We start from the raw sequence: 22,841 nt of genomic DNA, 5'->3' as shown, positions 1-22,841 counted from the left end.
TAAGATACAGCTTAAAAAAAGCTGAGCCATAACGCTACTCAGGATGAAAAATTCCGATCACTTGCTCATTAGTGCGAACTTCGTCACGAACATGCTTGTCTGCTTCGCGCATCTGATGACCGCACTTAACGCATTCAACCACATCGACATTATTTTCAACCCACAGAGCAAGGGTATCTTTAGCCTGGCACTTTGGACAAGTCGCCCCGGCAATAAATCTTTTACGCATAGGTTTTCCGATTAAATAAAAGGCAATGCAAAGCGATGCCGACTCAGTAAGAGGCTTTCGCCCCGCCCTATTCCGATTCGTCCCAGCCGTCAAACTGGCGCTTTTCGTGCCGCATTTCGGCCTGGAAGATATCTTCCAGCTCGCGCCGGGCTTCTTTCACGCGGGAAATCTGCTGGCTGTCGCCGTGGTTCGGCATCAGCTCGCGCAGCATGCGCATATCCAGACGGCGGAAGTGCTGCTGCGCGCGAAAGGCCTGATGCGGATGCATCCCCAGCGACATCAGCGTTTTACGGCCAAGCTCCAGCGCGCTGGAGAAGGTTTCACGCGAGAACTGGGTGACGCCGGCCTGCAACAGTTCGTGCGCCTCCACGCGGCCGCGCGCCCGCGCCAGGATTTGCAGATGCGGGAAATGATGCTGGCAGAGCCGCACGATTTCCATCGCGTCTTCCGGGCCGTTGCAGGTAATGACGATAGACTGCGCCGTTTCTGCGCCTGCGGCGCGTAACAGCTCCAGCTCGGTGGCATCGCCATAGTATACTTTATAGCCATAGGTTCGCATCAGGCTGACCGCGCTGATATCGCGCTCCAGCACCGTGATCCGCTTTTCGTTGGCCATCAGCAAACGCGCCACCACCTGACCAAAACGTCCGAAGCCGACCACGATAACCTGCGGCTTGTCGTCTTCGACAAAGTGCTTCTCTTCGCTGTCGTCGCCGTCGTTAAACCGCTTCGCCAGGATTTTATCCACGCTCTGCATCAGCAGCGGCGTGGTCATCATCGACAGCGTTACCGTCACCAGCAGCAGCGGCATCTGGTCGCCGCTGAACAGTTTTGCCGACGAGGCGGCGGAAAAAAGCACGAACGCGAACTCGCCGCCCTGGCTCAACACCGCCGAAAACTGTAGCCGCTCAGAACTGCGCAGGCCAAAGATACGCGACAGCAGATAAAGCACGCCCGCTTTGATCGCGACCAGCAGCACCACGCCCACTAAAATCTCGACGATATGGGTATAAAGCACGCCCAGATTCAGCGCCATGCCTACCGAGATAAAGAACAGCCCCAGCAGCAAGCCTTTAAAAGGATCGATAGCGACTTCCAGCTCGTGTCGGTATTCGCTTTCCGCCAGCAGAATGCCGGCGATAAAGGTCCCCAGCGCCATCGACAGCCCCAGCGCGTCCATAAACAGCGCCGATCCCAGCACCAGCAGCAGGGCAGCGGCGGTAAAAACTTCCCGCACGCCGGAAGCGGCGATAAAGCGGAAAATAGGCCGCAGCAGAAAACGGCCGCCGACCAGCATCCCGGCAAACGCCAGCACCTTCATGCCCACTTTCATCCAGTCGGTGTGGCCGCTGTCGCCGCCTGCCAGCAGCGGCACCAGCGCCAGCGCCGGGATCACCGCCAGATCCTGGAACAGCAGCACCGAAAAGCCCAGCTGGCCGGATTCATTGCGCTTCATGCCCTTGTCGCTCATCAGCTGCAGCGCCATCGCCGTAGAGGACATCGCCAGGCCAAGACCGCCGATCGCCGCCGCCTGCCAGGAGAAGTCGGTCAGCCAGAGCAGGCCGCCCAGTATCGCCGCGCTGAAAATAACCTGCGCCGCGCCAACGCCGAAAATCGAGCGCCGCAGCTCCCAGAGTTTGGAAGGATTCAGCTCCAGGCCGATGATAAACATCAGGAAGACCACGCCCAGCTCGGAGAAATGCAGAATTTCCTCTACGTCGCTGATAAAGCCCAGTCCCCATGGCCCGATAGCGATACCGGCCAGCAGATAGCCCAACACCGCGCCAATGCCGAGCCGGGCCGCGATCGGAACGGCGATAACCGCCGCAAAAAGATAGACCACGCCAGCCGTGAGCAGGGTTTGTCCTTCCATTCAGGTGCCTCCATAGGGCAAAGGTGACGACAGCCAGTCGCCGTAGGCGCGCGCATAATTTTTCATGACTTCCGGGGTCTGCCGTCGCGCCCAGTAGATAATCATCGGCGTCAGCCAGTGCATACGGCACATTTGCGCCGTCAGCTCGAACGGCCGCATGATGGCCGACAGCGGATAACGGTTAAGCCCTTCCTGGTGGTAGGCCGTTTCCGGTTCGCCGGTGGTCACCACGCTGCGCCAGTATTTTCCTTCCAGCACGTTGCCGCCAGGGCCGCTGGCGAAGCCGCGCGACAGCACGCGATCCAGCCACTCCTTCAGCAGCGCGGGGCAGCTGTAGGTATAAAGCGGATGTTGAAAAACAATGATGTCATGCTCGCGCAGCAGCTGCTGTTCGTAGTGGATATCAATAAAAAAGTCTGGATAGTGCGCGTACAGGTCGTGAACGGTCACGTTAGGTAACGCTTTAGCCGGCTCCAGCAAAACCCGATTGGCAATCGAGTCCTGGGATTCCGGATGCGCGTAAAGCAGCAAAACTTTGGGCGGCTGCGACATCAATCCCCTCCAAATCGTCGTCACGGCGGGGAAATTCCGCTACCATGCTCGACACCGCGGAATCGTGCATTCCGCAAAGCATTTATGATGTTTCAATTTAACATATTCTGGTATTACGGCGCTTATGATTCTCTTCTCATCGTTACAAATCCGACGCGGCGTGCGCGTCCTGCTGGATAACGCCTCCGCCACCATCAATCCCGGTCAGAAAGTGGGGCTGGTAGGCAAAAACGGCTGCGGTAAATCCACGCTGCTGTCGCTGCTTAAGAACGAGATAAGCGCCGATGCGGGCAGCTTTACCTATCCGGGCAACTGGTCGCTGGCCTGGGTTAACCAGGAGACGCCCGCGCTGAATACGCCCGCTATCGAATATGTCATTGATGGCGATCGCGAGTACCGCCAGCTGCAGGCGGAGCTGGCGAAGGCCAACGAGAACGACGACGGGCACGCTATCGCCACGCTGCACGGCAAGCTGGACGCCGTCCAGGCATGGACAATACAGTCGCGCGCCGCCAGCTTGCTTAACGGTTTGGGCTTTTCTCAGGAGCAGCTTCAGCGGCCCGTCAGCGACTTCTCCGGCGGCTGGCGGATGCGCCTGAACCTGGCGCAGGCGCTGATTTGCCGCTCCGACCTGCTGCTGCTTGACGAACCAACCAACCACCTCGATCTGGACGCGGTGATCTGGCTGGAGCGCTGGCTGAAAAGCTATCAGGGTACGCTGATCCTGATTTCCCACGACCGCGACTTTCTCGATCCCGTGGTGGATAAAATCCTGCATATCGAACAGCAGTCGATCTTTGAATACACCGGCAACTACAGCTCGTTTGAGATCCAGCGCGCCACCAAACTGGCGCAGCAGCAGTCGATGTTTGAAAACCAGCAGCAGAAGGTGGCGCATCTGCAAAGTTTTATCGACCGCTTTAAGGCCAAGGCCAGCAAGGCGAAGCAGGCGCAAAGCCGCATCAAAATGCTGGAGCGCATGGAGCTTATCGCGCCCGCCCACGTCGATAATCCTTTTACTTTCAGCTTCCGCGCGCCGGAAAGCCTGCCTAATCCGCTGTTGAAGATGGAAAAAGTCAGCGCGGGCTATGCCGATCGCATCATTCTGGATTCTATCAAGCTGAACCTGGTTCCCGGCTCGCGCATCGGTCTGCTGGGCCGCAACGGCGCGGGCAAATCCACGCTGATTAAGCTGCTGGCCGGCGAGCTGGCCCCGCTGAAAGGCGATATCGGCCTGGCGAAAGGCATCAAGCTCGGCTACTTCGCCCAGCATCAGCTGGAATTCTTACGGGCGGATGAATCACCGTTGCAGCATCTGGTGCGGCTGGCGCCAAAAGTGCTGGAACAGCAGCTGCGCGACTACCTGGGCGGCTTTGGTTTTCAGGGCGATAAGGTCACCGAGCAGACCGAACGCTTCTCCGGCGGCGAAAAAGCGCGGCTGGTGCTGGCGCTGATTGTCTGGCAGCGCCCTAACCTGCTGCTGCTGGATGAACCGACCAACCACCTCGATCTGGATATGCGCCAGGCGCTGACCGAAGCGCTGATCGATTTTGAAGGGGCGCTGGTGGTGGTTTCGCACGACCGCCATCTGCTGCGCTCCACCACTGACGATCTCTACCTGGTCCACGACGGTAAAGTAGAAGCCTTTGACGGCGATCTGGAAGACTACCAGCAGTGGCTGAGCGATCTGCAAAAGCAGACCAGCGCCGCCGCTGAACCTAAACAGGAGAGCGGCAACAGCGCGCAGGCCAGAAAGGATCAGAAGCGCCGCGAGGCGGAACTGCGCACGCAAACGCAGCCGCTGCGCAAGCAGATCGAAAAGCTGGAAAAGCAGATGGAAAAACTCAACGCCACGCTGGCCGATGCGGAAACAAAGCTGGCGGATACCGCGCTGTACGATCAGAGCCGCAAGGCCGATCTTACGGCGGCGCTGCAGCAGCAGGCTGAAGCGAAATCCGCGCTGGAAGCGTGCGAGATGGACTGGCTGGATGCGCAGGAGCAGCTCGAAACGATGCTGGCTTCATAAACAGAGCCGGGAGAAAGGTTTCTTTCTCCCGACCTGATTACCGCTCCGCCAGGCGTCGACGCAGCGTGGACAGATCCTCAGCGTTAAGCAGTTTGCCGTTTAAAAAACGGGTTTTCAGTTCGCCGCCCTGCTCCTGCTCCCGGCTCTGCCGATCCAACAGGTAGTAGTCGCCTGCGCTATCCCGCTCTACCCGTAGCAGCCCTCTGGCGGATTTTTTCAGGCCGCCGTCGGTTTTCGGCTGCTTGAAAATCTCACGCTCAACGCCCCGCACCTCGCCCCATGTCGCCTTCATCGCAAAGCCGAACGTATCGCGCGTACTGTATTGATAAGTATAAGATCCGACGCCGAAGACCACGTTGCTGCTGGCGAAACCTTTAGCCTCCAGACGGGCAAGGATCTGGTTAGCCCGCTCCAGCGTAATCGAGTCGCCATAGATCAGCCCAACGTGCTCATCCAACACCCGGTAGCCTTTCGCATTAACGGTGCCGCCAAAAATATCCCACAGCACCTCTACCGAGCCTTTTTGCTGTGGCGTCCGCGCCGGATCGCTGTCGCTATCGTCGCTGGTTCCGCAAAGGATCTCCACCGGGTCGCCGCTGTCCGGGCGAAAAACCAGACGCCCCTGCCGCGCCATGATGTCTGCTTTCAGCTCGCGGCTGTATTCCGTAAGCACCTTCCAGTAATCCCAGGTATCCGAGACGATGGAAACGAAGCCGTGGGGATAGAGCTCGGTGATCAGACGACGAAAGGTGGCGATCTCTCCCTGCTCTTCGCCCATGCACATAACGCTGTGCTCCGTCGCCGGAATGCTGCCCGCAATAAAATAGTCTTTGGGCGGCGTGTAGTACTGACGAAGATAAAGAATTGAAGGAATGCTGTCGGTGCCGGTAAAGCTCAGCAGATGGCCGGCGCCCGCCTGGGCGGCATCGTGCAGCCCGGACATGCCCCGCAGCGAAAAGTCATGGCACTGAAAATCCAGATGGCTCTGGTCATCACAGGTCAGGGCCGCCCAACGCTCGCAGACCAGCCGGTAATGGTAAGCGATAGTGGCGTTAGTAGAGGCTTTCCATAATTCTGCTGACATCACGCTTTCCAGGTAATTAACCAGCCAGAAAAAATCATCAACGGTGTTGGTAATGGTCAGAACCGGCACCTGCATCGGCACCTTGCTGCCTTCGTCCAGGCTTTTGATTTCCAGCGGCAGATAGCCCAGCCGATGCAGCGCCCGGATGTGTTCCACATCAATACGCGCTTTGCCAAGATAGCTGTCCATCAGCTGTTGGTATTCCGTGACGACTTCCTCTTCGGGTCGGGCAAAAAACGCCTCGTTAAACAGATCGACCATAAACCACTGCAGAAAGCCCTGTAGCCCAAAGAATACCAGCCGGTTATCCGACAGCGGCGAGGTAAAAAAGCGGTTACCGCGCGGCGTAAAATTTGAGTAAATGCGGCTGGTTCCCTCCGGGTACTGTTCGCGATGGGAGGTTTTATAGCCGTCGATAGCCAGAATGGGATTAATGCGCATGGGCCGCTCCTTCGTTGCTATAAATAGTTTCAATATCAATCAGTTCAACCCGCTCCCCGGCTATCGCCGGATCGGCTACTGAAGTCGTCGTCCAGATATGGTCGATACCCTGCTGCAACAGCGCGGCGACGCCCCGGCTAAACAAGCCGTGGGTAACGTACAGGCTGACCGAACGCGCGCCCGCCGCACGCAGCACCGCGGCCGAGCCGATAAAGGTGCCGCCCGCATCGCACAAATCATCGGCTATCAGCACATCTTTGCCGGCTACGTCGCCCTGCAGCAGTGAAAAACCACTCAGCGCACCGCTGCTCAGGTCGCGGTGTTTCCCCAGGATGCCGTACTCGCGGGCCGCCACCTGCTGCGCAACAGCGTGGATTTTTTTTAGCGCGCCCGCGTCCGGCGCCATCAGCATCATGCCGCTTTGCAGTTTTTCCATCAGGTTCGCGCTGTGTCGCAGGCAAAGGTGCTGCGGAATAGCCACCATGTTATTGACCACGGCACCCGCCACGTCGCTATGGGGATCCAGCACCCGTATCCGGTCAAAGCCCAGCTGATTCAAAAAACCGGCAAAGATCTTCAGGGCGAAACTGTCGCCTTCCTGCATACTGCGGTCCTGACGGGCATAGGGAAGCCAGGGCAGCTCCAGCGTTGTCCAGTGCAAATCGTATTGGCTGCGGGCGGCATCCATAACCTGCGCCAGCAGCATCAAATCGTCCATATTGCGCATGGCCGTGGCGCGGATTTTCAATTTTTCCGCCCGGGGAAGCCGTGGCGGCAGCAGCCTTACGCGGACTGCGCCATCGGGAAAGCGGCCTGTTTCCAGCGCGACTTTGTTTCCATCAAGAAAGAGTTCCAGCAGCATTGTTTTCCTCCGGGGCTAATAATGTCCTTGTGACATTTATATAATTGTCCCTGTGACAATATTTAGCAAGCGGAATTTACCACCCTGCAGAAAAAATCAATTAACAAGCTGATTAATAATGATTAAAAAAATGAAAAGGCGGCCGTACATTGCAGGATATCCGTCCGCAATGCTAATGTGTCTGAGCGACAATTATTTACGGAAAAGCTTATGCTTTCAGAATCAGAGTATCTGGCCAGCTACGACGCCTCGCGCTACCCCTCTCCCATTGTGACCGTCGACAGCGTACTTTTTACGCTGCACGAGCAACAGCTCTGCGTACTGCTGGTACAGCGGGCCAATCATCCGCAAAAAGGCTGGTGGGGATTGCCGGGAGGGTTTATCGATATGCAGCATGATGCCTCAACGCGCGCCACCGCGTTAAGGAAGCTGCAGGAGAAAACCGGTGTGGTTCCGCCGTGGCTGGAACAGCTCGAAACTTTTTCCGGCCCCGATCGCGACCCGCGCGGCTGGAGCCTGACCACCGCCTGGTATGCGCTGATTGCGCAGGAGAGCTGTCGATCGTACAGCGGCGATGTCAGCGACGCCGCGTGGCTGCCGGTCAACACCGTGATGCAGCGCAAGGATATCGCCTTCGATCACCAGACTATTATTACCAGCGCCTTAAAAAGGCTGCGGCAAAAAACGCTGTATACGCTACTGCCGGTGTTTTGCCTGCCGGAACGCTTTACGCTGACTCAGCTACAGGAAGCCACCGAAGCCATCCTTGGCCGCCCGGTGCAGCGGAAAAGCCTGATCCGCCGCTTTGATTCCTCAGAGATGTTTGAGGAAACGGGCGAGAGCGTAGCTACCGGCGCGCGCAAAGCCAAACTGTACCGCCGCAGGAAAGAGGCCGACGTGCACAACTTTACGCGTAATCTTATGCCTGCCGATTAGGCCGTGGCGTTTATGCCCGGCCAGGCTGATAGAAAGGCTTGTCGCCCAGAATAGTGGCGCGATGCATAATCCGCCGTGCAGGCAGGTAGTCTGCATTGGCGTAGTGCTGGGTCACGCGGTTATCCCAAATCGCCACATCGTCCTGCTGCCATCGCCAGCGCACCTGGAACTCCGGTTTGGTGATATGCGCAAACAGGAAATTCAGCAGCGCGTCGCTCTCTTTCGGGCTGAGATCGACAATGCGCGTGGTGAATCCCTCATTAACAAACAGCGCCGACTTGCCGCTAACCGGATGCGTGCGCACGACCGGATGCAGCAGCGGCGGATTCTTCGCCACGGCCTGCCGCCAGCGCGCATGCTCCTCCTCGCTGCCGCGATACTTAAATTCCTGAAACGATTTGGTGAAGTCGTGCTCCGCCCGCAGGCCGGCAAGCAGGGCCTTAAAAGGCTCTGAAAGCGCGTTGTAAGCAGCAATGCCGCTGGCCCAGAGCGTATCGCCACCCGTTTCCGGCAGCTGCTTTGCCGCCAGGATCGCCCCGGCCGGCGGCGTCTCGATAAAGGTCACGTCGGTGTGCCAGTTATCGTTGTCCGGCGGGTTATCATCATGCGTATCCAGCACGATAATCTCTTCCACATCCGGCGCGTGCGGATAGACGGGATGGATGTGCAGATCGCCAAAACGGGCCGCCAGCGCTCGCTGTTGGGCAGGCGTAACGGGCTGATTGCGGAAGAACAGCACCTGATGACGGATCAGCGCATGGTAAAGCTGCTCAAACTGCGCGTCGCTCAGCGGGCGGCTGAGATCCACGTCAGCGACCAGCGCGCCAATATAGGGGCCAAGCGCGGTAACAGACAGACGTTCGTTCATGATGTGACTCCATGCCAGGGGGTTAAACGGCGCTGTAAGGCTCGCAGCCCCAGCTCAAGCGAAAAAGCAATCAGCGCGATAACGGCGATGCCTGCCAGTACCACATCGGTTGCCAGAAATTCACCGGCGGACTGCACCATAAAGCCCAGCCCGCGCGTGGCGGCGATAAGTTCGGCGGCCACCAGCGTTGACCAGCCGACGCCAAGACCGATCCGCAGCCCGGTTAAAACTTCCGGCAGCGCGCCGGGCAGCACCACGAACCACAGCGTTTGCCAGCGGCTGGCGCCCAGCGACTGCGCGGCGCGCAGACGAACCTGCTGCGCGCTTTTGACGCCCGCCAGCGTGGACATCACCACGGGCGCGAAGATGGCCAGATAGATCAGCAGGATTTTGGACGTTTCGCCGATACCGAACCAGATCACCATCAGCGGCAGATAGGCCAGCGGCGGCACCGGTCGATACAGCTCAATCAGCGGGTCAAGGATGCCGCGCGCCGTGGCGTTCAGCCCCATCAGGATACCAACCGGCACGCCGATCAGCGTGGCCGCCAGCAGCGCTATCGCTATCCTTGTCAGGCTGGCGGCAAGATGCTGCCAGAGCGTCGCATCCATAAAACCCTGCGGGCCGGCAACCACCAGCAGCTGATGGAAAACCTGCTGCGGCGCGGGCAGAAAGAGCGGCGCGATCAGGCCAAAAGCGGTTACTGCCCACCAGATGCCCAGCAGCGCCAGCAGGGTCGCCACGCTCAGGGTAAGCTGACGGCCAAACGGCCAGCGCAGCCTCAATCGGCGCACCGCGACTTTCTCCGTGGATAACAGGCTCATGAAAACACCTCGCGCTGTTGGAACACCCGGCTTAATACATATTCCCGCGTGGCGATAAAAGCGGGATCGGATTTAATGCTGCGGCAGGCTTCGCCAGCGGCATAGCGGCGGCCAAACGCCAGCGGCAGACGCTCGATAATTTTGCCGGGGCCGGGCGACAACAGGATCAGCTCGCTGGCCAGAAAAACCGCCTCCTCGATATCGTGCGTAATCAGCAGCACCTGCTTGCCGCTGTCCCGCCACAGGTTCAGCAGCAGCTCCTGCATTTGCTCGCGGGTAAAGGCATCCAGCGCGCCGAAGGGCTCATCCAGCAACAGCAGCTGCGGATCGGCGGCTAAGGCTCTGGCAATACCTACGCGCTGGCGCATCCCGCCGGAAAGCTGCCAGATAAATTTCTTTTCCGCGCCGCCCAGTCCGACGCTTTTCAGCATCTGACGGGCCGTTTGATGGCGCGTCGCTTTATCTATCCCGGCCAGCTGCAGGCCAAAGGCGACGTTATCCAGCACGTTGCGCCACGGCAGCAGCCCTTCATGCTGAAACACCACGCCGCGCTCGGCTCCCGGCCCGGTTACGCGCTGGCCGTCCAGCGTAATGCTGCCCGACTCCGGCGTCAGAAAACCGGCAATCAGATTCAGCAGCGTGGTTTTGCCACAGCCTGAAGGCCCCAGCACCACCACCAGCTCTTCCCCGGCAATCGTCAGGTTAATATCTTCAAGCGCGAGGTGGCCGTCGTAACGGGCCGTCAGATGCGAGACTGAAAGCATGGCGGCTCCTTACTGGGTAAGATTTTTAACAAAGCGGTTGGTGACAAAGCCACTGTAATCGCTGGCAACCTGCGGCACTTTGCCCTGCTCTTTTAAAAACTGTGCGGTATCGCCGATAGCCTTATCGACCGGCTGGCCCAGCTGTTCAACCTGCTGCTGCGCCGTCAGGTAAGTGTTGCCTTTTACCAGCCCCGGCACCTGCTGTGTCGGCACGCCGCTCAGACGCGACAGCTTGTTGAGGTGATTGTCATCTTTCAGCCACTGCTCAGGGCTGTCCAGGTAGGCTTTTTGCGCCTCCAGCGCGCTACGGGCGAAAGCGGTGACCACTTCAGGATGCTGCTGCGCGAAATCTTTACGCACAACCCAGACGTCCAGCGTTGGCGCGCCCCACTTGCCGACCTGCGCGGAGTCGGTCAGTACCTTTCCTTCCTTCTCCAGCTCGTTCACCGCCGGCGCCCAGACGTAGGCGCCGTCAATGTCGCCACGTTGCCAGGCAGCGATAATCGCGGGCGGCTGAAGATTGACGATTTGCACCTGGCCCGGCTTGATGCCCCAGTGCTTAAGCGCGGCCAGCAGGCTGTAGTGAGTGGTGGAGATAAAAGGCACGGCGATACGTTTGCCGATCAAATCTTTGGGATCCTTGATGCTTTTCTTCACCACCAGCGCTTCGGAACTGCCGAGCTGCGACGCCAGCAGAAACACCTCAATCGGCACCTGCTGGCTGGCCGCTACGGCAAGCGGGCTGGAGCCGATATTGCCGATTTGCACATCGCCCGAAGCCAGCGCTCTGACCACGCTGGAGCCGCTGTCAAACTTGCGCCAGTCCACTTTTGCGCCGCTGGCTTTGGCAAAAGCGTCATCGGCCTGGGCCACTTTGGCCGGTTCTGCCGAGGTCTGATACGCCACGGTAACGTCCAAAGCCTGTGCGCTCAGCGCCGAAAAAGAAAGGCTGAAGGCCAGCAGTGAAAGAGTAAATTTATGCGCCATGCTTTGCTCCGGTCGTTATTGTTATAAAAGTGAACAACGCCTTTGTAACCGAGAGCGCTTGCCGCGATAAAGTAATAAAAAATTATCGGTTATAACGATAAGTCCTTAGAAGAAAAACAGGATTTTAATGCCGGAGAGTGGGATTGCCTTTAAGACGTCAGAGGCTGGCAGCAGCGTAAGTAGCGGGTTCAAAAACCCGCCGTAACGGCGCCCGCTGCTTACGAATTGAGAATGGGGAAAGCACTTTGCCCGAAGCGACGTTCGCCAGGCACTCTGCTTAGCGCCAGATAAGCAGCACGCAGGCCGCTGTCAGCACGCCCATCGCCATATTGAACAGCGTCCAGGCGCGACGGCTGCGCAGCAGGCGGCCAATCAGCGTGCCAAAGCCAAGCCAGATCAGGCCGGAAACCAGGTTGACCAGCGCCATCGCAAAGCTGATAGCCATTACCGATCCCCGATAGGCCTCACCGCCCAGGCTGAAGCTGGCGACCGCGCCCAGCGCCATCAGCTAGGCTTTGGGATTGATCAGCTGTAGCAGGCCGCCCTGCCAGAACGGCATTGGCGCTGTGGGGAGAGTGCCGGTATCCAGCCGCTCATATTTCGCCGTGGCGATTTTCCACGCCAACCACAGCAGATAGACGCTCCCGGCGATTTTCAACACCAGATGCAAAGCAGGATAAAGCAGGATCAGGCCGCCAATACCGAACGCGACCAGCAGCAGCATGACCTGCATCCCGATCATGATGCCGATCAGCAGCCACAGCGAACGCAGAAAACCAAAGTTGGCGCCCGAGGCGGTGAGTAACATATTATTAGGGCCTGGCGTGATCGCAGCGACCCACAAAAAACCCAGCATCGACAAAAACAGTTTCAGTTCCATATGAAACGGGCGCTCCTCACCCCACTTAACAACAAACTTATCGAAGCTAACAGTATGACAAGGATCCGGGAAGCCTTTTGAAGATGAATTTTGACGGGTCGCTGGAAAATACTTTTCGTCCGCTGGCGGGCATGAGCAACGCGCATTTGCAAACCATCCTGCCGCGCCTGGTTCGTCGCCGTATCGCTTTGCAGCCGCACTGGCAGCGCCTGACGCTGCCGGACAGTGATTTTGTCGATCTTGCCTGGAGCGAAGATCCGGCGCAGGCGAGCCACAAGCCGCGCGTGGTGCTTTTTCATGGCCTTGAGGGCAGCTTTCACAGCCCTTACGCGCACGGGCTTTTGCAGGCCTGTCGACAGCGCGGCTGGCTGGGCGTGGTGATGCATTTTCGCGGCTGCGGCGGCGAACCGAACCGTCTCGAGCGCATTTATCATTCGGGCGAAACCGAAGACGCCAGCTATTTTTTACGCTGGCTACGGGAAACCTGGGGAACGGTGGCGACCGCTGCCGTGGGCTTTTCGCTTGGCGGTAATATGCTGGGCTGCCTGATGGGCCAACAGGGCGACAGCTGTTTGCTGGATGCCGGCGTTATCGTTTCCGCGCCGCTGATGCTGGAACCCTGCAGCCAGCGGCTGGAGCAGGGATTCTCGCGTGTCTATCAGCGCTACCTGCTAAACTTGCTGAAGCAGAACGCCACCCGCAAACTGCACGCCTGGCCCGGCACGCTGCCTGTCGATCTGACGCAGCTTAAGGCGCTTAAGAGACTCAGGGAGTTTGACGACGCCATTACCGCCAGAGCGCACGGTTTTGTGGACGCAACGGATTACTATCGCCGCTGTAGCGCGCTGCCGCTGCTTTCCGGCGTGCGTAAACCTCTGCTGATTATTCATGCTAAAGACGATCCCTTTATGACCGACGAGGTCATTCCTGCAACCGAGAGGCTGCCCGATTGCGTAACGTATCAGCTGACGCAGCACGGCGGACATGTTGGATTCGTGGGGGGAACGCTGCGCAGGCCGCAAATGTGGCTGGAGCAGCGTATACCGCAATGGCTTTCAACCTGGCTGGACAACGATGATTATTCCCTGGAAAGAACTGGACCCGGACACGCTCGCTAACCTGATTGAAGCCTTCGTGCTGCGGGAAGGCACCGACTATGGCGTGCAGGAGCGCTCGCTGGAGCAAAAAGTCAATGACGTTCGTCGTCAGCTGACAAACGGCGAGGCGGTGCTGGTCTGGTCAGAGCTGCACGAGACGGTCAATATCATGCCTAAAGGCCAGATCCGTTAACGCCTCCCGCTGAGGGGGCAAAAGCCTATCGGCGACGCCGTGTTCTTCTTACCGCTTGGCTAGTCGGAAGACGGCGATCTCGTTTTCCTGACGGCTAAACCGCTGTTCGCGCTTGGCTTTATTGCATAACCTCTGCCGCGCGCTCACCCCTGGGCAGAAGATGACAGGCTATAGCAAAACGTGATAACAATGGCGGAATAACGTTCACAGGAAACTCGTTTATGTCCGCCATACATCCAGTGATTGCCGTGACCGGTTCCAGCGGCGCGGGCACCACCACCACCAGCCTGGCCTTCCGCAAAATTTTTCAGCAGCTGAACCTGCACGCGGCGGAAGTGGAAGGCGACAGCTTCCATCGCTATACCCGTCCCGAAATGGATATGGCAATCCGCAAAGCGCGCGATATGGGCCGCCATATCAGCTATTTCGGCCCGGAGGCCAACGATTTTTCGCTGCTGGAGCAAACCTTCGCGGAATATGGCCGCAGCGGCAGCGGCCAGTCCAGAAAATATCTGCACACCTATGACGAAGCGGTGCCCTGGAACCAGGTGCCCGGCACTTTTACGCCGTGGCAGCCGCTGCCGGAACCCACCGACGTGCTGTTTTACGAAGGGCTGCACGGCGGCGTGGTGACGCCGCAGAACAATGTCTCGCAGCATGTCGATCTGCTGGTGGGCGTGGTGCCTATCGTCAACCTGGAGTGGATCCAAAAAATGATCCGCGATACCAGCGAACGCGGTCATTCACGCGAGGCGGTGATGGATTCCGTGGTGCGCTCAATGGACGATTATATTAACTTCATTACGCCACAATTTTCCCGCACCCATATTAACTTTCAGCGTGTCCCTACCGTGGATACGTCCAACCCTTTTGCCGCGCGCGGCATTCCTTCGCTCGACGAGAGCTTCGTGGTTATCCATTTCCAGGCGCTGGAACAGATTGACTTCCCCTATCTGCTGGCGATGCTGCAAGGCTCTTTTATCTCCCATATCAACACGCTGGTGGTGCCGGGCGGCAAAATGGGCCTGGCGATGGAGCTGATTATGGGGCCGCTGGTCAAGCGCCTGATGGAAGGCAAAGCTATCAAGTAACGCCCATCTCATGGCTATGGGTAAGGGTCACGCCCTTACCCAGCATCAGCGCGACCGGGCAATATTTCCCGACCGCAAGGCTGACCGCGCGCGCCAACGCCTTATCCTTCAGCCCGCTGCCGCTGACAATAAAATGCAGGTTGATGCGGGTAAACAGACGCGGCGGCTTCTCGCGCCGGGTTGACGTCAGCTTCACCTCGCAGTTCTCTACCGTGAAACGCCCTTTTTGCAGAATGGCAACCACTTCCGCCGCGCTACAGCCGCCTGCCGCCATCAGCAGCATTTCCATCGGGCTGGGCGCTTTATCGCCCGCGTTGCCGTCCATCACGATCTGATGGCCCGATGAGGATCCTCCCAAAAAGGTCAGCCCTTCCACCCATTTGACGCTCGCTTGCATAACAAACTCCTCTAATTCATTTAGTTAAGCCGCGGTCGGCTTAAGGCAACTAAAACAGCAGCGCGGCAGATTTCCCGCTATGCTGAAGCGAGACAACAGAAGACACCCATGCAAAGCTGTGCTACAAACAAGGCTGTATTTCGTCAGTACTCTACAGACCAGACGAAACGGGACGACATAACGAGCCCGGCACTCAACAGAGAGCCGAATAACTTTCCTGCATGGGAAGCGCTTGACTATTTCAACGCCTGTCAGGGAACTCTGCCCCTGTATTTAGGCACGATAACAACAGAGGATAACAGCGAATGGTTCTCGGCAAACCGCAAACAGACCCGACACTTGAATGGTTCCTGTCACATTGCCATATTCATAAGTATCCATCCAAAAGCACGCTGATCCACCAGGGTGAGAAAGCAGAAACCCTTTACTACATCGTCAAAGGCGCGGTAGCGGTGCTCATCAAGGATGAAGAAGGTAAAGAGATGATCCTGTCTTACCTTAACCAGGGCGATTTTATCGGCGAGCTTGGCCTGTTTGAAGAAGGCCAGGAGCGCAGCGCATGGGTGCGGGCAAAAACGGCCTGTGAAGTGGCGGAAATCTCCTATAAGAAGTTTCGCCAGCTGATCCAGGTCAACCCGGATATTCTGATGCGTCTCTCTTCACAGATGGCGCGCCGCCTGCAGGTTACCTCCGAGAAAGTGGGCAATTTAGCTTTCCTCGATGTGACAGGTCGCATCGCGCAAACGCTATTGAATCTGGCCAAACAGCCGGACGCTATGACCCACCCGGATGGGATGCAGATCAAAATTACCCGCCAGGAGATTGGCCAGATCGTCGGCTGCTCGCGCGAAACCGTCGGCCGTATTCTGAAGATGCTGGAAGATCAGAATCTGATCTCCGCACACGGTAAAACCATCGTGGTCTACGGTACACGCTAAACCGCTCTGATTGCATGGCGCAATGCCTTCGTTGCGCCTTTTCAGCGGGTACAAAGCAATGTGGCGCCGACTCATCTACCATCCCGAAGTTAACTACGCCCTGCGGCAGACGCTGGTGCTTTGCCTGCCCGTCGCCGTCGGCTGGCTGCTGGGCAATTTGCAAAACGGCCTGCTGTTCTCGCTGGTGCCGGCCTGCTGCAATATCGCCGGTCTGGATACGCCCCATAAACGCTTCTTTAAACGTCTGCTGATCGGCGGCGGCCTTTTCGCCTTCAGCAGCTTTCTGGTGCAGTATCTTGGCGACTATGCCGTTCCCCTGCCCATTATCCTGTTTTCCATGGCCATGCTGCTGGGCGTGACCGGCGAAATCAGCCCGCTGCATGGCAGACTGCTGCCCGGCGCGCTGATTGCCGGCATCTTTACCCTGAGCCTGGCCGGTCGGATGCCCATCTGGCAGCCGCCGTCGCTTTATATCCTGGGCACGGTCTGGTACGGCCTCTTTAACTGGTTCTGGTTCTGGCTGTGGAAAGAGCAGCCGATGCGGGAAACGCTCAGCCTGCTTTATCGCGAGCTGGCCGGCTACTGCGAGGCCAAATACAGCCTGCTGACGCAGCTTGCCGACCCGGAAAAAACGCTGCCGCCGCTGCTGGCTCGCCAGCAAAAAGCGGTCGACCTTATCAATACCTGCTATCAGCAAATGCACATGCTGGCCGCCAGCAACGATAATCACCATAAGCGGTTGACCCGCGCTTTTCAGGTTGCGCTGGATTTGCAGGAGCATATCGCCGTCAGCCTGCATCAGCCGGAAGAGGTGCAGAAACTGGTGGAGCAGAGCCATGCCGAGGCGGTGATCCGCTGGAACGCGCAGACCATCGCGGCCAGGCTGCGCGAGCTGGCGGACGATATTCTCTATCACCGTCTGCCGACACGTTTCAGCATGGATAAACAGCTGCAGGCGCTGGAAAAAATTGCCCGCCAGCATCCCGCCAACCCGGTCGGCAACTTTTGCGCCTGGCATTTCAGCCGTATCGCCCGCGTGCTGCGTACCCAGCGTCCGCTTTACCAGCGCGATCTGATGGCGGATCGTCAGAAACGACTGCCGCTGCTATCTGCCATCAGAAGCTATCTGTCGCTGAAATCCGCCGCGCTGCGCACCGCCGCCAGGTTTGCGGTTATGCTCGCTTTCGCCAGCACCCTGGCGCTCTCGTTTAATCTGCCCAAGCCTTACTGGCTGCTGATGACGGTGATGTTTGTTAGCCAGAACGGCTACAGCGCGACCAGGGTACGTATTCAGCACCGTGCGCTGGGCACGCTGGGCGGGCTGGTGGTGGCCGCGCTGACGCTACGCTTTCAGGTGCCGGAATCGGCTGTGCTGCTGGTGATGCTGACGCTGACGCTGGCGGGCTATCTGGTGATCCGCAAATATTACGGCCTGGCGACGATCGGCTTTACCGTGACGGCGGTATATTCGCTTCAGCTGCTGTCGCTGAACGGCGCCGACTTTCTGCTGCCGCGCCTGCTGGATACGCTGATGGGCTGCCTGATCGCCTTTGCCGGGATGATCTGGCTGTGGCCGCAGTGGCAAAGCGGCCTGCTGCGGCAGAATGCGCACGACGCGCTGGAAACCTATCAGGAAGCGCTCCAGAAACTGCTGGGGGACGAAGAGAGTCCGCAGAAGCTTGCCTGGCAGCGTATGCGCGTTAACCAGGCGCACAACGCGCTGTTTAACTCGCTGAACCAGGCGATGCAGGAGCCGGGTTTCGACGCCCGCTACCTGGCCGATATGAAGCTTTGGGTTACGCACAGTCAGTTTATCGTTGAGCATATCAACGCCATGACCATTTTAGCGCGTGAACATACCATGCTGACGCCGCAGCTGGCCGAGCGCTATCTACAGGCGTGCGAAATTGCGCTACAGCGCTGCCAGCAGCGGCTGGAGTATGACGGGCCGAGTTCCACAAACAACGTGCTGGAGACGGATACGCCCTTTCAGCAGGGCGCGACCACGGTGATGGAAAGGCACATAAAGCGCATTCTGGAACATCTTGGCGTGATGCACACTATTTCTTCGTTGGCCTGGAGCAGCCGGCCTCATCATGGCCGCTGGCTGTCGCGCCATTTACGGAAATCAGCCTGATGATGCTGAGCAGAAGTTTTTCGGCGCGTGTAAGCGGCTGGTGCAGACGACGCACCTGTTTAGCCGGAAGCGCGAGGCTTCCGGCCTGACGATTTAAGCCAGCAGTTTTTTCACGGCGGTGGCGAAGCGGTTCATGCCCTCTTCGATATCGGTCGGTTCAATGACCAGCGACGGCGCAAAACGGATCACGTCCGTCCCGGCATTGAGGATCATTACGCCTTCGGCGGCGGCGGCGTTCAGAATATCGCGCGCTTTACCGGCATGCTGCGGCTTCAGCGCCGCGCCAATCAGCAGGCCTTTGCCGCGAATGTCGCTGAACAGATCCAGCTGCGCGTCCAGCGCTTTCAGCGCGGCGACAAACTGCTCGCGGCGCGCCTCTACACCGTTCAGCACTTCTTGCGTATTGATGATATCCAGCGCCGCTTCCGCTACCGCGCAGGCCAGCGGGTTGCCGCCATAGGTGGTGCCGTGCACGCCGGGCGCCATCACCGAGGCGATCTCGTTGGTGGTCAGCATGGCGCTGACCGGAAAGCCGCCGCCCAGCGCTTTGGCGGTGGTCAGAATATCGGGCTGGACGCCGTAGTGTTCATACGCAAACAGCTTGCCGCTGCGGCCCATGCCGCTCTGTACCTCATCCAGCACCAGCAGCGCCTGATGCTGGTCGCACAGCTCGCGCAGCCCCTGCATAAACGCCTGAGTAGCCGGCATCACGCCGCCTTCGCCCTGGATAGGTTCCACCACGATGGCGCAGGTATGGTCGTCGATAACCGCTTTTACCGCGTTAAGATCGTTAAACGGCACGTGGACGATGTCCGCCGGTTTAGGGCCAAAGCCGTCGGAATATTTCGGCTGGCCGCCGACGGAAACGGTAAACAGCGTGCGGCCGTGGAAGGCGTTATGAAACGCGATAATTTTGCTTTTAAAAGGCGAATGGCGTTTAGTCGCGTAATAACGAGCCAGCTTAAAGGCCGCCTCGTTGGCTTCCGCGCCGGAGTTAGCGAAGAACACGCGTTCGGCGAAGGTGGCGGTAATCAGCTTGCTGGCCAGGCGCAGCGCGGGTTCGTTGGTGAAGACGTTGCTGGTGTGCCACAGGGTTTCACCCTGCGTTTTCAGCGCTTCCACCAGCGCCGGATGACAGTGGCCCAGCGCGGTAACGGCGATACCGCCGGAAAAGTCGACGTACTCTTTACCCTGCTGATCCCAGACGCGGCTGCCTTTTCCCTTAACCGGCACAAACTGCGCTGGTGCATAAACAGGCAAAATCACTTCATCAAACGTCGAGCGCGTTACCGCTAATTTATCCGCTGCCATTGCCAACCTCATCTTTTTACGTTACAGAGCCACTGAAATTATAATCACAAAATATGCATAAAAAATCACTTTAAGGCAATCAAATTTATTGCCTGAGGAAATTCTTCAGCAGCTGATGCCCCTGCTCGCTGAGGATACTTTCCGGATGAAACTGCACGCCTTCCAGCGGCAAATCACGATGCCGCACGCCCATGATCTCGTCCTTCTCGCCGTCGCGCAGCGACCAGGCCGTCACCTCAAAATCGGCGGGGAGCGAGGCAGCCTCGACGATTAGCGAATGATAGCGCGTTACCCGTAGCGGATGATTCAGGCCGTTAAAAACGCCGCTGTTATTATGCTCAATCAGCGAGGTTTTACCGTGCATTACCTCACGCGCCCGCACAATACGCGCGCCAAAAGCCTGCGCTATCGCCTGATGCCCCAGACAAACGCCAAGCACCGGGATTTTTCCGGCGAAGGCCCGGATAGCCTCCAGCGAGATGCCCGCCTCGTTGGGCGTGCACGGCCCCGGCGAAATCACCAGATGTTCAGGCTTTAGCTCGCTTATTTGCGCCAGCGTCAGCTCGTCGTTACGTCTGACGTGAACATCTGCGCCTGCTTCACAAAAATATTGATAAAGGTTCCAGGTAAAAGAGTCATAGTTATCGATCAGCAGCAGCATACAAGCTCCGGGAAAAAAGAAACGCCGCTATTCTACGCGTTTTCGTCCCGCTCGCTGATGACTTTGCCGAAAGCGGCTTCCAGCAGCGATGAGTCGCCCGCCAGGCTTGCCTTAACGGCCGCCTGCCAGCTTTCGCTGTCGATCAGGCTCCATTGAATGTCGCAACCGGCATGGATAATCAGCTGTTCGAAAAAAAGCCGCTGGGCGCGTCCGTTGCCGCGCAGAAAAGGATGCAGCACGGTCAGCTCGCAGTAGTACCAGGCGAGCCTTTCCGCCATGCGATCCAGCGGCAGATCGGCCAGACCGTTCTCTTCTTCCAGCGCCTGCATCAGCGCGTTGCCTTCTTTCTCGATGTATTCAAAGTGGCAGCAGGGCGTGTCGCCGATGGCGATATCGACTTCGCGCAGCTCGCCCGCCTCCTCCAGCACATCCTGAAAAAGCGCGCGGTGCATGGCGCGCAGATGAGGCAGACCCGGATTGCGCGTGCCCAGTTCGGGCAGGGAACCCGTTAATAAAAAGCTCGCCAGGAAGTTGGTCGGCAGACGCTGCTGCCAGAGCGTATTTTTTTGCTTGTCGGTGAGCTTTCTGGACATGAGTTCTCCTTGAAGGGGTAATTGCTGCTAAAAGCTTAGCTGATTATCAGCAGCAATCCCCCGACCGGAGCGTTAAGGCAGGATTTTTGCGGAAAGGATCACGACAGGTTTAACCGGCACGTTCTGGTATGGCCCCATATTCTGGGTCGGCACCTGAGCGATTTTATCCACCACTTCCTGGCCTTTCACCACTTTGCCAAAGACGGCATAGCCAAAGTCACGCTGGCCGTGATCCAGGAAAGCGTTGTCCGCTACATTGAGAAAGAACTGGCTGGTAGCGCTGTCTTTATCGGCGGTGCGGGCCATGGAGATGGTGCCGCGCTTGTTCAGCAGGCCGTTATCCGCTTCGTTTTTAATCGGCGCGGCGCCAGGTTTCTGCTGCATATCGGCGGTAAAGCCGCCGCCCTGCACCATAAAGCCCGGGATCACGCGATGGAAAACGGTGTTGTTGTAGAAGCCATTGTTGACGTAATCAACAAAGTTCTTCGTGGAAATCGGGGCCTTTTGATTATTGAGTTCCAGCTCAATATTGCCAGCAGAGGTGGTCAGCAGCACGTGCGTATCTCCTTTTGCCGCCAGGGCAGAAGCAGAGAGCGTAGATAACGCAAACACGGTGGCGACCGCTGTCAAAGTACGTTTTAACATAAAAGATTCCTTACTTAAGGGCTACAGGCCGAAAGCTGATTGTAAAGAGGCGCTTATCCCTGCGCCAGCGTTTTACCTATTTTTACGCGTGCCGGGCCGACGCAAACGCTTTCGCCAGGCAAAAAACGGTGATATTCATCACGAATATCCTGAAATCGCTGGGGAAACTTGCATTATTTATTTAAGCAGATCACGAATCCAGCTAAACTGCCCGCGCTTAGCGTGAGCGTCCAGCCTCACAACTCTTGACTCCACGGGCCACAACTATGACTAATCGCGATCGAATCGGGCTTACCTGGATCAGCTTTTTCTCCTATGCGCTAACCGGCGCGGTAGTAATCGTCACCGGTATGGTATTGGAGAATATTGCTGACTATTTTCATCTGCCAGTTGCGCAGATGAGCAACACCTTCACCTTCCTGAACGCCGGCATTTTAGTCGCCGTGTTTCTTAACGCCTGGCTGATGGAAATCATTCCTCTGCGCCGACAGCTGATTTTCGGCTTCGTGCTGATGGTGCTCGCCATACTGGGGCTAATGACCAGCCACTCGCTGAGCGTCTTCTCGCTCTGTATGTTCGTGTTGGGCGTGGTCAGCGGCATCACCATGTCGATTGGTACTTTCCTGATCACCCATCTGTACGAAGGCCGTCAGCGCGGTTCGCGCCTGCTGTTTACCGACTCCTTCTTCAGCATGGCGGGCACTATTTTTCCCATTATCGCCGCCGCGCTGCTGGCGCGTTCGCTGCCGTGGTACTGGGTTTATGTCTGTATCGGCGTGATCTACCTGGCTATTTTTGTGCTGGCGCTCTGCTTTGAGTTTCCCGTGTTGGGCAAAAAAGCCGCCGTTCAGAACGTGGAAAAAGAGAAATGGGGCATCGGCGTGCTGTTCCTGTCTGTCGCCGCGCTCTGCTACATCCTCGGCCAGCTTGGCTTTATCGGCTGGGTGCCGCTGTACGCCACAAAAACCATGGGCATGGATCTGACCCAGGCTGGCGCGCTGGTCGGCAACTTCTGGACCGCCTATATGATCGGCATGTGGGCGTTCAGCGCCATTCTGCGCTTCTTCGATCCGCAGCGCATCGTCACCGTACTGGCGCTGCTGGCGACGGCGCTGATGTACTGGTTTATCAGCAGCAGCGACGCCAGTATGCTGAAGTGGATCATGATGAGCCTGGGCTTCTTCTCCAGCGCCATCTACACCACCATCATTACGCTGGGATCGCTCCAGACTAAAGTCTCTTCGCCAAAGCTGGTGAACTTTATTCTGACCTGCGGCACCGTTGGCACCATGCTGACTTTCGTGGTCACCGGCCCGATTGTGGATAAGCACGGCGCTCACGCGGCGCTCTCTACCGCTAACATGCTGTACGCGGTGGTGTTCGTGATGTGCCTGCTGCTGGGCTTCGTCAGCAAACACAAGCTGCACGGGCATATGTCCTCGCACTAACGGG

The 22,841-nt window shown here is 57.9% G+C and carries 22 protein-coding genes and 1 pseudogene; 8 read left to right on the top strand and 15 right to left on the bottom strand.

The features are described 5' to 3' along the window. Positions 1–34: 34 nt before the first annotated feature. The 3 genes from AB6T85_RS16740 to kefG form a co-directional block, all read right to left on the bottom strand. A complete protein-coding gene (locus AB6T85_RS16740; RefSeq protein ID WP_125289837.1) occupies positions 35–229 on the bottom strand; it encodes a YheV family putative zinc ribbon protein in 195 nt (64 codons plus the stop codon). Between the two features lie 67 nt (positions 230–296). Beyond that, the gene (kefB, locus tag AB6T85_RS16735; RefSeq protein ID WP_253457721.1) at positions 297–2,102 is read right to left on the bottom strand and encodes a glutathione-regulated potassium-efflux system protein KefB; all 1,806 of its coding nucleotides are present in this window, start codon (positions 2,100–2,102) and stop codon (positions 297–299) included. Beyond that, a complete protein-coding gene (gene kefG, locus AB6T85_RS16730) occupies positions 2,103–2,654 on the bottom strand; it encodes a glutathione-regulated potassium-efflux system ancillary protein KefG (protein ID WP_125289994.1) in 552 nt (183 codons plus the stop codon). Positions 2,655–2,778: 124 nt separating this feature from the next. On the opposite strand from kefG, the gene AB6T85_RS16725 reads away from it, so the two are divergent. Further along, positions 2,779–4,680: an ABC transporter ATP-binding protein gene (locus AB6T85_RS16725; protein ID WP_301251817.1), complete on the top strand. Its 1,902-nt coding sequence runs from the start codon at positions 2,779–2,781 to the stop codon at positions 4,678–4,680. 37 nt (positions 4,681–4,717) lie between these two features. On the opposite strand, the gene AB6T85_RS16720 is transcribed toward AB6T85_RS16725, so the two are convergent. Together AB6T85_RS16720 and prs are read right to left on the bottom strand one after the other, a co-directional pair. Then, complete coding sequence (locus AB6T85_RS16720) at positions 4,718–6,205, bottom strand: nicotinate phosphoribosyltransferase (RefSeq protein ID WP_369896202.1); 1,488 nt, start codon at positions 6,203–6,205, stop codon at positions 4,718–4,720. Next, positions 6,195–7,067, bottom strand: coding sequence for a ribose-phosphate diphosphokinase (gene prs / locus AB6T85_RS16715; protein WP_369896200.1), 873 nt, complete (start codon positions 7,065–7,067; stop codon positions 6,195–6,197). Before prs ends, AB6T85_RS16720 begins: the two co-directional genes overlap by 11 nt. Before the next feature lie 210 nt (positions 7,068–7,277). Between prs and AB6T85_RS16710 the strand changes: the two genes are divergently transcribed. Further along, positions 7,278–8,003: an NUDIX hydrolase gene (locus AB6T85_RS16710; protein WP_253457709.1), complete on the top strand. Its 726-nt coding sequence runs from the start codon at positions 7,278–7,280 to the stop codon at positions 8,001–8,003. A gap of 10 nt (positions 8,004–8,013) precedes the next feature. Here AB6T85_RS16710 and tauD read toward each other — a convergent pair whose 3' ends face one another. The 5 genes and pseudogenes from tauD to AB6T85_RS16685 all read right to left on the bottom strand — a co-directional run bounded on the left by tauD (position 8,014) and on the right by AB6T85_RS16685 (position 12,326). Next, positions 8,014–8,871: a taurine dioxygenase gene (gene tauD / locus AB6T85_RS16705; protein ID WP_125289843.1), complete on the bottom strand. Its 858-nt coding sequence runs from the start codon at positions 8,869–8,871 to the stop codon at positions 8,014–8,016. Beyond that, a complete protein-coding gene (gene tauC, locus AB6T85_RS16700) occupies positions 8,868–9,695 on the bottom strand; it encodes a taurine ABC transporter permease TauC (RefSeq protein WP_369896198.1) in 828 nt (275 codons plus the stop codon). Before tauC ends, tauD begins: the two co-directional genes overlap by 4 nt. Further along, positions 9,692–10,459 (bottom strand): taurine ABC transporter ATP-binding subunit, encoded by a 768-nt coding sequence (tauB, locus tag AB6T85_RS16695; RefSeq protein WP_369896196.1) that lies wholly within the window; start codon positions 10,457–10,459, stop codon positions 9,692–9,694. Before tauB ends, tauC begins: the two co-directional genes overlap by 4 nt. Positions 10,460–10,468: 9 nt before the next feature. Continuing rightward, entirely contained in the window at positions 10,469–11,446 is a 978-nt protein-coding gene (gene tauA / locus AB6T85_RS16690) for a taurine ABC transporter substrate-binding protein (RefSeq protein WP_253457700.1), read from the bottom strand. Between the two features lie 277 nt (positions 11,447–11,723). Beyond that, positions 11,724–12,326 (bottom strand): annotated as a pseudogene (locus AB6T85_RS16685) (LysE family translocator). Positions 12,327–12,409: 83 nt separating this feature from the next. On the opposite strand from AB6T85_RS16685, the gene AB6T85_RS16680 reads away from it, so the two are divergent. From AB6T85_RS16680 to AB6T85_RS16670, 3 genes are all read left to right on the top strand, one after another. Next, positions 12,410–13,444, top strand: coding sequence for a hydrolase (locus AB6T85_RS16680; protein WP_369896209.1), 1,035 nt, complete (start codon positions 12,410–12,412; stop codon positions 13,442–13,444). Then, positions 13,401–13,616, top strand: coding sequence for a YheU family protein (locus tag AB6T85_RS16675; protein WP_369896194.1), 216 nt, complete (start codon positions 13,401–13,403; stop codon positions 13,614–13,616). The genes AB6T85_RS16680 and AB6T85_RS16675 overlap by 44 nt, the downstream gene beginning before the upstream one ends. Positions 13,617–13,837: 221 nt before the next feature. Next, the gene (locus AB6T85_RS16670) at positions 13,838–14,707 is read left to right on the top strand and encodes a phosphoribulokinase (RefSeq protein ID WP_125289852.1); all 870 of its coding nucleotides are present in this window, start codon (positions 13,838–13,840) and stop codon (positions 14,705–14,707) included. Here AB6T85_RS16670 and AB6T85_RS16665 read toward each other — a convergent pair. After that, positions 14,700–15,104 (bottom strand): OsmC family protein, encoded by a 405-nt coding sequence (locus AB6T85_RS16665; protein WP_369896193.1) that lies wholly within the window; start codon positions 15,102–15,104, stop codon positions 14,700–14,702. The genes AB6T85_RS16670 and AB6T85_RS16665 overlap by 8 nt on opposite strands. 305 nt (positions 15,105–15,409) lie before the next feature. On the opposite strand from AB6T85_RS16665, the gene crp reads away from it, so the two are divergent. Together crp and AB6T85_RS16655 are read left to right on the top strand one after the other, a co-directional pair. Then, positions 15,410–16,042 (top strand): cAMP-activated global transcriptional regulator CRP, encoded by a 633-nt coding sequence (crp, locus tag AB6T85_RS16660; RefSeq protein WP_017803012.1) that lies wholly within the window; start codon positions 15,410–15,412, stop codon positions 16,040–16,042. Positions 16,043–16,100: 58 nt separating this feature from the next. Next, positions 16,101–18,179, top strand: a complete 2,079-nt coding sequence (locus AB6T85_RS16655; protein WP_253457687.1) for a YccS/YhfK family putative transporter — start codon at positions 16,101–16,103, stop codon at positions 18,177–18,179. A 93-nt stretch (positions 18,180–18,272) separates the two neighbouring features. On the opposite strand, the gene argD is transcribed toward AB6T85_RS16655, so the two are convergent. From argD to ppiA, 4 genes are all read right to left on the bottom strand, one after another. Continuing rightward, positions 18,273–19,490, bottom strand: coding sequence for a bifunctional acetylornithine/succinyldiaminopimelate transaminase (gene argD, locus AB6T85_RS16650; protein ID WP_301730895.1), 1,218 nt, complete (start codon positions 19,488–19,490; stop codon positions 18,273–18,275). Positions 19,491–19,575: 85 nt separating this feature from the next. Continuing rightward, the gene (locus AB6T85_RS16645) at positions 19,576–20,151 is read right to left on the bottom strand and encodes an aminodeoxychorismate synthase component II (RefSeq protein WP_253457682.1); all 576 of its coding nucleotides are present in this window, start codon (positions 20,149–20,151) and stop codon (positions 19,576–19,578) included. 32 nt (positions 20,152–20,183) lie between these two features. Further along, positions 20,184–20,744, bottom strand: coding sequence for a putative adenosine monophosphate-protein transferase Fic (locus AB6T85_RS16640; RefSeq protein ID WP_369896191.1), 561 nt, complete (start codon positions 20,742–20,744; stop codon positions 20,184–20,186). Positions 20,745–20,816: 72 nt separating this feature from the next. Continuing rightward, positions 20,817–21,389 carry a peptidylprolyl isomerase A gene (ppiA, locus tag AB6T85_RS16635; protein ID WP_253457676.1) on the bottom strand — a complete coding sequence of 191 codons (573 nt, stop codon included), beginning with the start codon at positions 21,387–21,389 and terminating at the stop codon, positions 20,817–20,819. Between the two features lie 266 nt (positions 21,390–21,655). On the opposite strand from ppiA, the gene tsgA reads away from it, so the two are divergent. Continuing rightward, positions 21,656–22,837: an MFS transporter TsgA gene (gene tsgA / locus AB6T85_RS16630; protein ID WP_253457673.1), complete on the top strand. Its 1,182-nt coding sequence runs from the start codon at positions 21,656–21,658 to the stop codon at positions 22,835–22,837. Positions 22,838–22,841 lie beyond the last annotated feature (4 nt).

Source organism: Erwinia aeris (assembly GCF_041224955.1).
Taxonomy (GTDB): domain Bacteria; phylum Pseudomonadota; class Gammaproteobacteria; order Enterobacterales; family Enterobacteriaceae; genus Erwinia; species Erwinia aeris.
This window is presented reverse-complemented; position numbering and strand designations above follow the sequence as displayed.

Coding starts and splice junctions, on each gene's coding strand:
- tauD (WP_125289843.1), bottom strand. CDS start 8,871: ATGAACGAACGTCTGTCTGTTACCGCGCTTGGCCCCTATATTGGCGCG.
- argD (WP_301730895.1), bottom strand. CDS start 19,490: ATGGCAGCGGATAAATTAGCGGTAACGCGCTCGACGTTTGATGAAGTG.
- AB6T85_RS16720 (WP_369896202.1), bottom strand. CDS start 6,205: ATGCGCATTAATCCCATTCTGGCTATCGACGGCTATAAAACCTCCCAT.
- AB6T85_RS16670 (WP_125289852.1), top strand. CDS start 13,838: ATGTCCGCCATACATCCAGTGATTGCCGTGACCGGTTCCAGCGGCGCG.
- AB6T85_RS16710 (WP_253457709.1), top strand. CDS start 7,278: ATGCTTTCAGAATCAGAGTATCTGGCCAGCTACGACGCCTCGCGCTAC.
- AB6T85_RS16675 (WP_369896194.1), top strand. CDS start 13,401: ATGATTATTCCCTGGAAAGAACTGGACCCGGACACGCTCGCTAACCTG.
- AB6T85_RS16680 (WP_369896209.1), top strand. CDS start 12,410: ATGAATTTTGACGGGTCGCTGGAAAATACTTTTCGTCCGCTGGCGGGC.
- kefG (WP_125289994.1), bottom strand. CDS start 2,654: ATGTCGCAGCCGCCCAAAGTTTTGCTGCTTTACGCGCATCCGGAATCC.
- tauA (WP_253457700.1), bottom strand. CDS start 11,446: ATGGCGCATAAATTTACTCTTTCACTGCTGGCCTTCAGCCTTTCTTTT.
- ppiA (WP_253457676.1), bottom strand. CDS start 21,389: ATGTTAAAACGTACTTTGACAGCGGTCGCCACCGTGTTTGCGTTATCT.
- tsgA (WP_253457673.1), top strand. CDS start 21,656: ATGACTAATCGCGATCGAATCGGGCTTACCTGGATCAGCTTTTTCTCC.
- AB6T85_RS16655 (WP_253457687.1), top strand. CDS start 16,101: ATGTGGCGCCGACTCATCTACCATCCCGAAGTTAACTACGCCCTGCGG.
- tauB (WP_369896196.1), bottom strand. CDS start 10,459: ATGCTTTCAGTCTCGCATCTGACGGCCCGTTACGACGGCCACCTCGCG.
- AB6T85_RS16740 (WP_125289837.1), bottom strand. CDS start 229: ATGCGTAAAAGATTTATTGCCGGGGCGACTTGTCCAAAGTGCCAGGCT.
- AB6T85_RS16645 (WP_253457682.1), bottom strand. CDS start 20,151: ATGCTGCTGCTGATCGATAACTATGACTCTTTTACCTGGAACCTTTAT.
- AB6T85_RS16665 (WP_369896193.1), bottom strand. CDS start 15,104: ATGCAAGCGAGCGTCAAATGGGTGGAAGGGCTGACCTTTTTGGGAGGA.
- tauC (WP_369896198.1), bottom strand. CDS start 9,695: ATGAGCCTGTTATCCACGGAGAAAGTCGCGGTGCGCCGATTGAGGCTG.
- AB6T85_RS16725 (WP_301251817.1), top strand. CDS start 2,779: ATGATTCTCTTCTCATCGTTACAAATCCGACGCGGCGTGCGCGTCCTG.
- kefB (WP_253457721.1), bottom strand. CDS start 2,102: ATGGAAGGACAAACCCTGCTCACGGCTGGCGTGGTCTATCTTTTTGCG.
- crp (WP_017803012.1), top strand. CDS start 15,410: ATGGTTCTCGGCAAACCGCAAACAGACCCGACACTTGAATGGTTCCTG.
- prs (WP_369896200.1), bottom strand. CDS start 7,067: ATGCTGCTGGAACTCTTTCTTGATGGAAACAAAGTCGCGCTGGAAACA.
- AB6T85_RS16640 (WP_369896191.1), bottom strand. CDS start 20,744: ATGTCCAGAAAGCTCACCGACAAGCAAAAAAATACGCTCTGGCAGCAG.